At 35.4% G+C, this 13,497-nt stretch carries 13 protein-coding genes, 3 tRNA genes and 1 riboswitch; of the genes, 8 read left to right on the top strand and 8 right to left on the bottom strand.

What is annotated here, in order from left to right:
• Position 1 precedes the first annotated feature (1 nt).
• Both hemW and ruvC read right to left on the bottom strand, forming a co-directional pair.
• Positions 2-1,135 carry a radical SAM family heme chaperone HemW gene (gene hemW / locus GOQ24_RS07980; protein WP_160339440.1) on the bottom strand — a complete coding sequence of 378 codons (1,134 nt, stop codon included), beginning with the start codon at positions 1,133-1,135 and terminating at the stop codon, positions 2-4.
• On the bottom strand, positions 1,135-1,692 hold the full coding sequence (gene ruvC / locus GOQ24_RS07975) for a crossover junction endodeoxyribonuclease RuvC (protein ID WP_155092999.1): 558 nt from the start codon (positions 1,690-1,692) through the stop codon (positions 1,135-1,137). The genes hemW and ruvC overlap by 1 nt, the downstream gene beginning before the upstream one ends.
• A gap of 119 nt (positions 1,693-1,811) precedes the next feature.
• On the opposite strand from ruvC, the gene GOQ24_RS07970 reads away from it, so the two are divergent.
• The gene (locus GOQ24_RS07970; RefSeq protein ID WP_160339439.1) at positions 1,812-2,753 is read left to right on the top strand and encodes a hypothetical protein; all 942 of its coding nucleotides are present in this window, start codon (positions 1,812-1,814) and stop codon (positions 2,751-2,753) included.
• Here GOQ24_RS07970 and GOQ24_RS07965 read toward each other — a convergent pair.
• Positions 2,750-3,229, bottom strand: a complete 480-nt coding sequence (locus GOQ24_RS07965) for a hypothetical protein (RefSeq protein ID WP_160339438.1) — start codon at positions 3,227-3,229, stop codon at positions 2,750-2,752. The genes GOQ24_RS07970 and GOQ24_RS07965 overlap by 4 nt on opposite strands.
• A 52-nt stretch (positions 3,230-3,281) precedes the next feature.
• Here GOQ24_RS07965 and GOQ24_RS07960 point away from each other — a divergent pair, with 52 nt between their 5' ends.
• The gene (locus GOQ24_RS07960) at positions 3,282-3,788 is read left to right on the top strand and encodes a DUF456 domain-containing protein (RefSeq protein WP_155093002.1); all 507 of its coding nucleotides are present in this window, start codon (positions 3,282-3,284) and stop codon (positions 3,786-3,788) included.
• A gap of 25 nt (positions 3,789-3,813) precedes the next feature.
• Here the strand turns inward: GOQ24_RS07960 and GOQ24_RS07955 are convergent, their stop codons facing one another.
• Together GOQ24_RS07955 and GOQ24_RS07950 are read right to left on the bottom strand one after the other, a co-directional pair.
• Positions 3,814-4,137 carry a hypothetical protein gene (locus tag GOQ24_RS07955; protein WP_155093003.1) on the bottom strand — a complete coding sequence of 108 codons (324 nt, stop codon included), beginning with the start codon at positions 4,135-4,137 and terminating at the stop codon, positions 3,814-3,816.
• Positions 4,138-4,194: 57 nt separating this feature from the next.
• Positions 4,195-5,079 carry a DMT family transporter gene (locus GOQ24_RS07950; protein ID WP_160339437.1) on the bottom strand — a complete coding sequence of 295 codons (885 nt, stop codon included), beginning with the start codon at positions 5,077-5,079 and terminating at the stop codon, positions 4,195-4,197.
• 96 nt (positions 5,080-5,175) lie between these two features.
• Here GOQ24_RS07950 and GOQ24_RS07945 point away from each other — a divergent pair, with 96 nt between their 5' ends.
• The 6 genes from GOQ24_RS07945 (at position 5,176) to GOQ24_RS07920 (ending at position 12,745) form a co-directional block, all read left to right on the top strand.
• A complete protein-coding gene (locus tag GOQ24_RS07945) occupies positions 5,176-5,640 on the top strand; it encodes a MepB family protein (RefSeq protein ID WP_155093005.1) in 465 nt (154 codons plus the stop codon).
• Positions 5,641-5,794: 154 nt separating this feature from the next.
• Positions 5,795-5,982, top strand: a riboswitch (cobalamin riboswitch).
• 114 nt (positions 5,983-6,096) lie between these two features.
• The gene (locus GOQ24_RS07940; RefSeq protein WP_160339436.1) at positions 6,097-8,166 is read left to right on the top strand and encodes a TonB-dependent receptor; all 2,070 of its coding nucleotides are present in this window, start codon (positions 6,097-6,099) and stop codon (positions 8,164-8,166) included.
• Complete coding sequence (locus tag GOQ24_RS07935; protein WP_155093007.1) at positions 8,163-9,302, top strand: YncE family protein; 1,140 nt, start codon at positions 8,163-8,165, stop codon at positions 9,300-9,302. Before GOQ24_RS07940 ends, GOQ24_RS07935 begins: the two co-directional genes overlap by 4 nt.
• 16 nt (positions 9,303-9,318) lie before the next feature.
• Entirely contained in the window at positions 9,319-10,350 is a 1,032-nt protein-coding gene (locus tag GOQ24_RS07930; RefSeq protein WP_160339435.1) for a PKD domain-containing protein, read from the top strand.
• 31 nt (positions 10,351-10,381) lie between these two features.
• Positions 10,382-11,485 (top strand): DUF4465 domain-containing protein, encoded by a 1,104-nt coding sequence (locus GOQ24_RS07925; RefSeq protein ID WP_155093009.1) that lies wholly within the window; start codon positions 10,382-10,384, stop codon positions 11,483-11,485.
• 174 nt (positions 11,486-11,659) lie between these two features.
• Positions 11,660-12,745 carry a DUF4465 domain-containing protein gene (locus GOQ24_RS07920; RefSeq protein WP_155093010.1) on the top strand — a complete coding sequence of 362 codons (1,086 nt, stop codon included), beginning with the start codon at positions 11,660-11,662 and terminating at the stop codon, positions 12,743-12,745.
• Positions 12,746-13,185: 440 nt separating this feature from the next.
• Here the strand turns inward: GOQ24_RS07920 and GOQ24_RS07915 are convergent.
• The 3 genes from GOQ24_RS07915 to GOQ24_RS07905 all read right to left on the bottom strand — a co-directional run bounded on the left by GOQ24_RS07915 (position 13,186) and on the right by GOQ24_RS07905 (position 13,480).
• Positions 13,186-13,258: transfer RNA gene (locus tag GOQ24_RS07915), tRNA-Gly, on the bottom strand.
• A gap of 38 nt (positions 13,259-13,296) precedes the next feature.
• Positions 13,297-13,369 (bottom strand) — tRNA-Gly (locus GOQ24_RS07910).
• 38 nt (positions 13,370-13,407) lie between these two features.
• Positions 13,408-13,480 (bottom strand) — tRNA-Gly (locus GOQ24_RS07905).
• Positions 13,481-13,497 lie beyond the last annotated feature (17 nt).

Here is a 13,497-nt window from a genome sequence, read left to right as displayed (position 1 = left end):
TTTATTTCAAATCTAAATAAAATAAATCAGATGCAATCCCGTCACTTAAGAATTTTCCCTTATCTGTGATCGTAAGTATATTGTTTTCATTCTTCATCAATTCATCTGCTATAAAAGAAGAAGAAAGTTTAATTAGATAATCGTAATACGATTGACCGAACTCTTTCTTTACACGCATCAAATCTACTCCCCATATCGTTCGCAATCCCGTCATAATATACTCGTTATAGCGATCTGTCAAATTGAGTTCTTCTACTTCTCGAGGAAGTTTGTCGTCATTTATCTCTTTTATATACAAGCTGTTATTTGCTATATTCCAACTTCTGTAAGTACCGTCAAAACTATGGGCAGAAGGGCCTATTCCCAGATACTTCTTACCCAGCCAATAAGCCGAATTATTCTTAGAGTAATAACCTGGTTTAGCGAAATTAGATAGCTCGTAATGGATATACCCATTAGCTCTTAATATTTCAATCAAAAGCATAAAGTGCTGATGAGCTACTTCTTCTTCAGGACTTGGTATTACACCTTTTTTAATTAATTTGTTGAGTGCAGTTCGCTCCTCCACCGTTAAGGCATAGCACGAAATATGTGGAATTCCCAAGTCTAAGATACGCTGTACATTGGTTAACCAGCGTTCGTTATCCATATTGGGAATACCATAGATTAGGTCTATTGATATATTATCAAACAAGGTAGTAGCTAAAGCCAGTGATTCTATAGCTTCAGTAGAATTATGTGCCCTGTTCATCATTTTGAGATCTTCATCATCAAAAGACTGAATACCGATACTCAATCGATTGACTTTTGAGCACGCAAGCTTGTGAAGTGTTTCACTATCTAAGTCATCTGGATTTGCCTCCAAAGTGATTTCTGGTGTATCGACAACTTCGAACTGTTCATATACGGTCTGTATAAGTTTATCAATTTCATCAACAGTGAGGATACTTGGAGTTCCACCTCCAAAATAAATAGTTTCAATAGATTCACCTTCAAGTTCTCCTTTGCGCAAAACCAATTCTCTGTGTAAGCAATCCAACATATCTACTTTCTTCTTCAACGAAGTAGAAAAGTGAAAGTCACAGTAATGACAAGCCTGTTTACAAAAAGGAATATGTATATAGATACCAGCCATTATTTCTTTACTCGATCTTGATTCTGTTTAACAAAAGCATCCCAACCACTATAGCTTTTTCCTACCACGGTTCTTCCACTATTAAAAAAGTGACATACAGCTGCAGCTAAGCCATCTGTACTATCTAAATTCTTAGGCAGTTCTTTCAACCCTGGCAGTAACTGCTGCAACATTTTTGCAACCTGTTCTTTACTTGCATTTCCACTTCCTGTGATAGACATCTTTATTTTCTTAGGAGCATACTCAGTAACTGGTATACTGCGTGATAAAGCTGCTGCCATAGCTACACCCTGAGCACGTCCCAGTGTCAACATAGACTGCGCATTATTACCTAAAAAGGGAGCCTCAATGGCAACCTCATCTGGATGATGTGTCTCTATTAACTCAATGGTTCTCTCAAAGATGAGTTTCAATCGAGTGTATTTATCAGGATATTTCGACAATAGCAATTCATTCAATTGAATAAATTCCATTTTTTTGTTTACTACCTTAATCACTCCAAATCCCATAACATTAGTTCCTGGATCTATTCCTAAAATGATTCTATCTACAGTCAAAATACTTGTGTTTAATTGTTTAAATAATGAAGAAAAGAGAGTTCTATAATTAAAATCTCTTTTCTGAAAATTTTATTAAAGCACTACATCTGTTTAAAATAATCGCTTACTTTGCACTGATGAAGATTCTATCTGACAAAACTAAGCAATATCTCGTACTTCTAATTAAAATATTAGTTGTTAGCGCCGCTTTTTATTATATCTACAACCAGCTATCGCATGATGAAACGTTGGACTTTCACATACTAAGCGAGGTTATTGCTAAGAAGGAAAATTATCCTGCATTAATCGCCTTGATGTTCTTAACTTTTTCTAACCGCTTCGTAGAAATTCTCAAATGGCAAAGCTTATCTTCTCTTATTAAACCTGTATCCGTGGGACAAGCAACCAAGCAGGTGTTAAGTGCCTTAACTTTGGGGATCTTTACCCCTAACGGCATCGGTGAATACGCTGGTAAGGCCCTGTATTTTGAGAAAAAAGACGCCCCTCGTGTCATATTCCTCAATATGGTATGTAACGGAGTACAAGTAATCTATGCTATCCTATTTGGGTTAATTGGGCTAACAGTTTTAAATCAATATCACGAAATCATTCCCAATCGATATTTGTGGATTACTTTTGGTATTATTACTGTTGTGCTAACTTTATTATTCTCGGTGCGCAATTTCGCTATCAAAGGGTACTCACTACAGACCATTATCAACCTGTTAAAAGAAATCCCTAAATCTAAACACCGCAAGAACCTGTTCTTAGCCTCACTCCGATATGCCTCATTCACGCATCAATACGTAATCTTATACTACTTATTCGGAGTAGATATTCCATACTTTGAATTGCTCTGTGCTGTATCTGCTATTTATTTAATGGCTTCATCTTTGCCGAATTTTCAGTTTCTTGAATTTGCTGTAAAGGGGAGTATCGCCATGTTTATATTTTCGGCCTTAGACGTTAGCCAATGGGTAGTAGCTTTAGTAGCTACACTGATATGGTTATTAAACATTGTGCTGCCGATAAGTATAGGGAGTTATTTCGTATTGACTTATCGAGTAAAATCAACTTAGTATTTGTTTAATAACACAGGAATAACAAATTGAGTAGATACAGGAATACCTCTTTTAGTTGCGGGATATATAGCAGGAAAATCTTTCTTCTTCTCTTGTAATAAACTGTCGATAGCATGTATCTGAATAGCTAAGCTATCTGGTGCTTTATAAACAGTAAAGTCAATTTTGGAATCTGCTTGAACTGTAACTAATACTTGCACACTTTCAATTTGAGAGAACTTCCCTTCTAACGTGTCCTGTAATAGTCGCTGTTGCAATTCGAGTGCGACACTATCGAAAAAGCAATCTTTCTTCTGCTGCAAATCTTGAATAGTATCACAACCTTCAAAGTTTGGATAGGTATCCACCTTGGACCAATCAATTTTTTCTAACTCTTTTTGTAATAATTCACCTTCTTTTTCTATCTTAGAAGTTGAAAACTGACAAGCGGTAAAAGAGAAAGCTATAATGGTAAAAAATACTAACCTATACATACTTAATTACTAATGTCGGACGTTAATTAATCAAAAATACAAAAAAAAATCGATGGAATATTTTCTATTAATATTAAGTATAGCATTACTCTTGATTGGCTTAATCGGCAGTGTATTACCAGGTCTTCCAGGTCTTCCTTTAAGCTGGTTTGGATTATTGTCTTTGTATTTTGTAGAAGGAGTTTCTGTTAGCGGTTATTTACTTTGGGCTACTGCCGTCATTACAATCGCAATCACCATTCTCGACTACGTAATTCCTTCTGTGGGTACCAAGCGTTTCGGAGGAAGTAGCTATGGAGTATGGGGTACCAATATTGGATTAGTTGTTGGCTTAATCGCACCTATTCCGTTTGGTTTTATCATTGGCCCTTTCTTAGGCGCTTTCATAGGTGAAATAATTTACAAAAGCGATGATCTTTCCAGAGCTTTCAAAGCAGCAGTAGGATCATTTATAGGATTCCTTGCCTCAACTTTCATGAAAGTTTTTGCAGGTATCGTATTCTTTGGTTTAGGAGTTTTTATCATGATTAAAAACTACGCTGTTTGGTTCGGCAACTAATTACTTAACTAACCATTTAACTAACTTACTTTTCAAGCTTCACTCGTATAACATTACCAAAAGAATTACTCATTGATGTCTTGATTTCAGAATTGGTAATGCGCACTTTCAACTCATCGTTAAAACGAACATTTACATCGTTAGTATATTCATCAAAATTACTTACTCGCACATTCATACTACCATCGTCATTCAAAGGAACTAATCCATATCCTAAAGGCGCAGAATTTGGAATACTTCCCTCTGTAGCATGTGCTTTTGGAACAATTGATAAATCTCGAATTACCATTATCAATAAACAACCTGCGATAACAGTTAGTATTGCCTTAGTATAAAAATCTACTTTCATATTTAAAAATTTAATCATTTAAACATAAGGCATTTAAACCTAAAAACAGTGCTTATTCTACTTATTCTCTCTCTTTCTAAAAGACCATAAAGGTTTTTCGATAAATGTGATAGCAATACCAAATAAAATTATGACTCCACCGTAAATCATCTTACTTGATATATCTTCATCTAAGAACATCCATGCCAAAAGAGCAGCGATAAGAGCTTGACTTAATAAACTCAACGATACTCTTGTTGCCCTCATATTCTGTGTGGCATAGCTAATTAACAACCATGCTAACAATTGGCAAACTATCCCCTGTACAACAAGACTTAACCATCCTGCTGTACTAAAGCCAATAAAACTGGAACCACTGATCCAATTAACTATTCCTAAGAAAAGAGAGGAGACAAGCAAACTATAGGTCATAAATGGAATTACACCTACTTCGCCCAATACTTTTTTACTCAATAAGATATAACACGCATATAAGACCCCTGAGAGAATACCCAATCCGAATGGTAAATCAAAAGACAAATTAACAAACACATCTACACCAACAAGTACAACCATTCCTATCAAAGCAAACACCGTCCCTATCCAAAAATTGATACTTGGCTTATTAGTTAAGAAAAAATAGCTTCCGATCCCTACCCAAACAGGTGCTAAATTAGTTAACAACGTCGCTTGTGTCGCGGTAGATCCCTGAATCGCTTGATTCCAAACCGCAATATCAGAACCAAAGAAAATACCGCATAAGACAATATAAAACATCGTTCTACGTGGATATATATGCAACTTCTTAGTAAAAAAAGCATAAGGAACTACAAATAGTGCGGCAATTGCCATACGATAAAAAGCAGAAATTAGACTTGGAGTCAAATTCATCTTTACAATGACAGGGAAAATTGAAATACACAGAATCCCAATAAACAATGCAATTCTCGGTTTTGAAAACATGGTACTATTTTAAATATATTGCAAATAAACAATGATTTTACAAAATTTACGACAACAATAATTACTTTTACTTTTTATCCTCAAATTTATATAATAATGGCTTCTATTCCATCCTTCTTAAAGACACTGCAAGGTGTACTAAACATTTCTACTCAAGCAATACCATGTGATTTTAAGTTCCCAAGAGAAACAAGTGAATACAATGCCTGTTCATTTACGTTAGAAAACAAAAATATTATTTATAGAAAAGCGAAACTAACTCCTAAAAAAGTAGGCCTTTTTGTGGCAATATGGGAACGTGATGAGGATGGACAAACAAGACCTTATTCTAACGATGACGATTTTGACTTCCTTTTAATCGATATCGATTCTCCTTCCATCAAAGGGTTCTTCCTTTATCCCAAAAACACATTAATTGAATTGAATATTATCTCCTCAGAACAAACCCAAGGTAAAAGAGGCATGCGTGTCTACCCCACTGCTGAAGATAATATGAATAAACAAGCAACAAAAACGTATAAAAGTCACCTACCCTATTTCCACACTGTTGAAAACAATTAGATAATATAATTACTTTCTTCAAAAAATAAAAAGAGGAATATCCATACCCTTATCTACAAAAAGCAATAGGTTACTTAGTCATCAAGCTTTGAAAGACCTTATTTTTCTGATAGTATGCTACTTAATTCCTTTTTCAAATGAGTTTTTTACATATATTTGTATCAATCAAGGTGGTTTATTAGAATAATAATAAAAAGGGAATTAGGTGAAAGTCCTAAACAGACCCGCTGCTGTAAGCTCATAAATTTAGCAAACCTCGTTGTCCACTGTATTGGCCTAATATGGGAAGGACGTTTGTATAAAGAGTAAGTCAGAATACCTGCCATCTATTGATTGCTGTTTAATGTTTTCGGGTATAAAACAAACACGCTACAACACTTCCCCTAATTTAGGGACTAATGTTTTATGCGTCTGTATTAGCCCAAAGGTATTAGACTAAATATTAGCCCAAAAACTATGAAATTAAAATTCTGCTTATTGTCTATTGCCTTCCTCTGGGTTGGCAAGGTTACGCTTTTTGCACAAACACAAAAAGACAGTATTACCACATTAAATGAAATTGTCATTCAAAAAGAAGTTTTCAAAGATCTTATACCAGTACAAACACTTTCGGGAGAAGCTCTCGAACGACTTAATAGCCATAGTGTAGCAGATGCCCTACGCTACTTTTCTGGAGTAAAAATTAAGGATTACGGTGGCATGGGAGGACTTAAGACGATAGATGTTCGAAACATGGGAACGCACCACGTAGGAGTCTTCTACAATGGTATACAGATTGGAAACGCACAAAACGGTATTGTGGATTTAGGTAAATTCTCTCTTGACAATGTAGAGGCAATAAAACTATATAATGGACAAAGGAGTACTATCTTCCAGTCTGCAAAAGAATATGCCTCAGCATCTACAGTCTATATCCAAACTAAAAAGCCTGTTTTCACAGAGGGAAAAGATGTTAACCTATCAGCGAAGTATAAAGCTGGTAGCATTCAATTAACCAATCCTTCCATTCGTACAGAATACAAAATTAACGATAATGTTAGCACTACTATAAGTGCAGAATACATGCATTCTAACGGCCGTTACAAATTCAGACAAAAGCGACATAACCTAAATGGGACAGTCGCTTACGACACAGTCGGACATCGCCTGAATAGCGACATAGATGCTTACCGAATTGAAAATTCTTGGTATGGTAAAGACGATAAAAACACATGGTCTGCAAACCTATATTACTATCAATCAGATAGAGGTCTTCCAGGAGCTGTTATCAAGAAAAGTGACGTTACCTTAGAAACCGAGAACATCAACGAGCGTCAAATTGACAAAAACTTTATGGGACAAGCTGAATGGACAAGATATGTATCTGATCGATACCAGTTTCTGCTAAAAGCTAAGTTTGCCTATGACCTTATGAATTACACCTCTCGTAAAACGGTAGATTTTCAAGGAGAGGAGGTTACCTATAACCCCCAATTTGACAATACCTTCTACCAACAAGACTGGTATATATCTGCAGCTCATCTGTATAAAATTAGCCCTATATGGGAAGTTTCACTTTCTACAGACCTGCAATACAACAAACTAAATGCTACACGAAAAGGACAAGGTACTTTATTCTCCTATCCTGAAAGATATACTTTTATGACTGCCTTTGCAACTTCGGTTGATTTAGGTAAAGTAAAAGCACAAGGAAACATACTGGGAACCTTTACGAATGAAAAAGTGCGTCACAATTTCAAAGCACCAAATAGATCTGTCTGGGCTCCTTCCCTATTTGTAAGTTACAAACCTTGGAATGAACACAATCTAAACATTCATGCTTTTTACAAATACATCTTTCGACTTCCAACTTTCAATGACCTCTACTATACACAATTAGGAACGTCAAACCTAAGACCTGAAATATCAAGGCAATTTAACTTAGGGATTAATTACAATAAAGCACTTAACCACTCTTTCGTCAAAGAATTTCGCGTTTCAGTAGAATCTTATTATGCAAATATCACAGACAAAATCATAGCATCTCCTACTTCAAGTATGATGCGATGGATGATGACTAACCTTGGTAAGGTAGAAAACTACGGAATTGAATCAGCAGTAGGAACTACATTAAATATACTTCCTGACTTAGACTTAGGAATTAACCTTACCTACGAATACACAAGCTCGAAAGACAAGAGTTTAACACTATACGGAAAACCGTCATATTATGGAGATCAAATACCATATGCTCCTTGGCATTCTGGATCTTCGATAGTCGAATTAAACTACAAAGATTGGGGACTTAACTACAGTTTTATTTATGTAGGTAAGCGATATAATGGCAATAAAAACAACATAAAACGCAATGAAATACAACCTTGGTATACTCATGATATTTCACTTCAAAAGAGCTTTAAATGGAAAGATTATAAATTCAAAGCTATCGTTGAAGCAAATAACTTAGCGAACCAATATTATGAGGTCGTAACAAATTTCCCAATGCCTGGGCGTAATTTTCGTTTTACTTTAAGCATTGATTTATGATAAGAATAAAAAAACTTTTAACCGTTTTCTGTTTAACGCTCTTAGTTATAAGTTGCCGAAAAGATGAAATGATATTCACATCGGACAGCTCTAACGTTTCTATACCTACAAACAACGAAGAGTACAGTGGGTTTTACCTCCTAAACGAAGGTAATATGGGGATGAATAGAGCTTCTATAGATATGTTTACCTACGATACGGGTGTATATACCAGAGACATTTTCTCTGAAAGAAATCCCAACATCACAAAAGAGCTTGGCGATGTTGGCAATGACATCAAAATCTATGGAAGTAAAGTATATGCTACAATTAACGTTTCAAACTTTGTAGAAGTATTCGACGTAGCTACAGGAAAACACATCAAACAAATACATGTCCCTAACTGCCGCTATTTGAACTTTAAGGACGGAAAAGCTTATGTGAGTTCTTACTCAGGCAAGGTGGAGATAAATCCAAATGCAGAGATAGGATTTGTAGCCGAAATAGACACCCTTTCTTTAGAGGTGACAAGAAAAGTAGTTGTTGGATACCAGCCTGAGGAAATGGTTATAAAAGACCACAAACTATATGTAGCAAATTCGGGAGGATATCGTGTACCAAATTACGATACAACGGTATCTGTAGTGGATTTGAACACCTTTGAGGAAATTAAGAAAATAGATGTAGGCATCAACCTTCACCGCATGCAAATAGATCGCAATGGCGACATCTATGTCAGTTCACGTGGTGATTACTACGACGTAGAACCAAATTTATATGTAATTGACAGTGCAACAGATCAGGTTGTCAAAAAATTAGACATACCAGTAAGTAATATGACGATAGACGACAATAAATTGTATTACTACGCTACTTCGTATAAACACAATACGGGAAACAATACCATATCATACGGTATACTCGATACTGATACCAAGCAAGTGATAACTGACAATATCATCAAAGATGGTACTGACAAACAAATTTTAATTCCTTATGGTATTGCTGTAAATCCCGAAACAAAGGAAATCTTTATGACTGATGCGCAAGACTATGTCGGAACAGGCTTTGTGTATTGTTATTCACCAGAAGGTCAACTGAAGTGGAAAACTACAGGAGGCAATATTCCGGCGCATTTTGCTTTTATAAAAAAATAACTAACATTCAATAACCATGATTAAATACAAAATAAATCTATTAAACATCGCAATGGCGTTCACAGCTGCAATTGCTTTGTACAGCTGTTCAAGCAGTGATGACAGCACCACAAAAGAAGAAGATAACACCCCTCCTACCATCTCTTATAACTATAGTGATGTGACAAAAGTAATTGACTTCAAACCTGCTGCTGGTCAATTTACAAACGATATCCCAAAATATGTCAAGGGAGACACGGAAGAAGAAATGAAGAAGAAAGCACTGAAAGCTATATCAGGAAAAGGTCCAAGTTTAGTGAGTTTAGGTGGTTTTGGAGGATATATAGTCGTAGGGTTTGATGAAACCATCAAAAATGTAGAAGGACTAAGAGACTTTAAAGTATTAGGTAATGCATTCTGGGCGAATAGCAACCCAAATTCAAATGCTACCAATAGAGGGGGTAGCTGCGAACCTGGAGTAATCATGGTAGCTTATGATGCTAACAAAAATGGTGTACCCGATGAGGATGAATGGTACGAAATCGCTGGGAGTGAACACACTAATAGTGAAACAATAGCAAACTACAGTATCACTTATCACAAACCTGATCCAAACAAAGCTCCTGTAATAGATACTATCAACAAATGGGCTACCGACATCGAGTACATAAAATGGGAAGATAACCAAGGTCAGAGCGGTTACATGCCTAAAAACACATACCACCAGCAAAACTATTTTCCTGAGTGGATAAATGAAGATAAAATCACATTCACTGGTACCAAACTACCAAATAATGCTATAGACGAAAGTGGCAAAGGCACTTACTGGGTATTGTATAGTTTTGATTACGGATATGCTGATAATGCACCCAACAATGATGATGAATCAGCTATTGACATCAATTGGGCAGTAGACCGTGCAGGTAAGAAAGCAAACCTTCCGGGCGTGGACTTTATCAAAATATATACAGGAGTAAATCAACAAGCTGGATGGTTGGGAGAAACCTCAACAGAAGTAAGCGGAGTAATAGACTTACACAAAGCCAAAGTAACTATTCCTACGAGATAATTAAAATAAAAACTTTAAATAACCAATCAAAATGAAAAATTACAACGTATTCAAATTCACTAAACTATTCTTTTTAGGAATAGCTTTAACTGCAACGCTACTTACAGGTTGTTCGAGTGATGACAGCACTCCTTATAGCACTCCAATCGTCAAAGAGACTGTAGAAATAAAAACGATTGCCAAACAAGAGTTCGTGATTGACCCTCAAATAGAAGCAAGTAACTTAACCTACTTTTGGTACTTAAATGACGAAGTTATTTCAACAGAACCTATCCTCAAATATACATTAGATTCAGCAGGTGTACACGAAATAACACTAAAAACAGTAAGCCCAAGCACAATTACTCTTTACACCTATCAGGTTAGTGTAGATAAGAGTTTGGACTACAACTATGTTACGTTAGATTTGACCTCTTTTGATTTATCTGACGGAAAAGAAACTTTAGGTGGAAAGTATTGGAAAAACACCTATATAGGAGGAACTTATGTAGAACATCAAATCTTTAAATTCTCACATACTGCAGAAGAAAGTTGGAATTATTGGGATGGTTTTACGGTTTCAAACAGTACAGATAACTTATCACACTCAGATGACGGAGGTTCTGTAGGTTGGATAAACTACCAATGGGGTAACATGGCTAAAGGAGGAGTTAAAGGTGAAGGAACTCCATACATTGTGGGCTATTGGGGATATTATATGAAAGACTGGAATGCTGATCCCAAAAAATTTGATGAAGAACAATACTCTAATTGGGTAAAAATAGGTTCAGAAGACGACACCTACAAAGCAGTAAGTGTATCAATCGCTAATCATCCATGGCCATATTGGGGAAATCTTAATGGGGATGGTTTTGCGCGTAAATTTGAAAAAGGGGACTACTTTACAATTACAGTTAAAGGAGTTGATAAAGACAACAATGTAAAACCAGAATCAGTAACCCATTATTTAGCAGACTACCGAGGCGATGAACTTATCATGTCACAAAATTGGGAAAAAGTTGACATAAGTGCCTTAGGAGAAGTTAAGTATATTTTCTTTCAACTTGATACTACAGATGCAGACCCAACAGTGGGACCTAATACGGCTGTGTATTTTTGTCTTGATGCCATAACAGTTGATAAAGTAGATAATTAATTTTAAGAAGTAACCCTTTCGGGTTACTTTTTTATAAATCCTTAATCCGCAATATATAAAGAAAAATAACGACATAATTTGTCATAATTAAAGATGTTTTATTTAATAATACACAATAAAATACCTACTAATTAAACTATATTTGCATTTATTATTAACAATAACACACTTACAATGAAACTGCGATTTTTACGTACAAGTTTATTATTTATTTTAGGTTTAACAATCACCACTACAGTTTTTACTTCTTGTTCAAGTGATGACAATTCAAATGATGTAATCTATATTCAAGAGGAGAAAGTAAACGCTGAAGCAAGAGAGGAATTTACTATTGATCCAAAAATTGACCCAACAGGTTTAACCTTTAAATGGTTCAATAATACAACACAGAAAGAACTTTCCGATTCACCAGTTTTAACTTACAAAATGGATTTTGCAAAAACAGAATCTATTACTTTAAAAACAACGAATAAAGAAGGGGTTATTAACCTATATAATTATGCTGTTACATCTTTCTATGGCGAAAACTACAACGTATTAGACCTTAAAGAAATTCCTTTACAAATAGAAGTAAAAGATGGTTATATTTGGGATGGAACATATACAGACGGCGCTAAAATTGAAAGCAATAACTTCCTTTTTAGTCACTCTGTGACTGAGTTCGGCGATGCAAAGTACTGGAATGGTTTCATAGCATCCAACAGTATAGACAAGACTGACCATGAAACCAATTTTGCACAGAATATGCACGGAACTATGGCTAATACTATCAAAGATAAAGAAACTATACCTTTCTTAGTAGCTTATACTGAAGGTGCTGAAAAAACGTATACAAAAGGAGAAGTTATTGACATTGAAAAAACTGCAACAGTTGTAACATTACAAGGAGAAGACAGCAGTGAACTAGTACCTGTTGAAATCAATCTTGGCTTAAGTCCATATACATATTATTCAATTACAAACGGTGATAGCTTTGCTAAAAAATTTGAGAAAGGAGATTATTTTTCAGTAGTTATCTATCTATTAGATGAAAACAAAAAAGTTTTAAACGAAAAACCTATCGAACAAAAACTGGTTAACTTCAAAAAAGATGGTGACACTATAACAAAAGATTGGCAAAAGATTCAATTTAAAGACAAAAAAGCTGCAAAATACATAGTATTCTATGTTGATTCATCAGATAAAGGAGAATATGGTATAAACACACCTGCTTTATTTACTATCAAAGACATTGTAGCACATAAAAAAGCTGTGAAATAATTAGACAATTATTAGACATATTAAGAGGTTACCTAAATAGGTAACCTCTTTTTTTTGTAATCGATAAAATGAGAAGATTCTCACTTACCTAACTTTCTTAAATACTGTGACAAAAATCTAATCAAAACCAATTCCTTTAGTCAACGTAAAATACAACTAAAACATAAAAGAGATTTCATAAGATCTTGTATTATACCAAACAACTGCTGACAAAACACCATTAGACTGAGCTATTCATTAAAATTGAAGTTAAGCCACTCAACTTTTGTCATTGATCCTACTTTTGCTCTTGATTCAGTGAAAGGTGAGAAGTTTTTCCTGTTTAGATTAACTAAACTTTTTGCGTAGTCCCCAACTTTTGACACTGATCCCAAATACCCAATTTCAGGACGACATAAAGCAAAAAAAGAGCTTAAGTAAATATACTTAAGCTCTTTTTGAGCGGAAGACGAGGCTCGAACTCGCGACAACCAGCTTGGAAGGCTGGAGCTCTACCAACTGAGCTACTTCCGCATTTGATGTGATTTGAAAACTTACATCGAGTTTATTAGAGCGGAAGACGAGGCTCGAACTCGCGACAACCAGCTTGGAAGGCTGGAGCTCTACCAACTGAGCTACTTCCGCATTTGATGTGATTTGAAAACTTACACCGAGTTTATTAGAGCGGAAGACGAGGCTCGAACTCGCGACAACCAGCTTGGAAGGCTGGAGCTCTACCAACTGAGCTACTTCCGCATTTGATGTGATTTGAA

It is taken from the genome of Myroides sp. LoEW2-1, from assembly GCF_009767705.1.
Classification (GTDB): Bacteria; Bacteroidota; Bacteroidia; order Flavobacteriales; family Flavobacteriaceae; genus Flavobacterium; species Flavobacterium album_A.
This window is presented reverse-complemented; position numbering and strand designations above follow the sequence as displayed.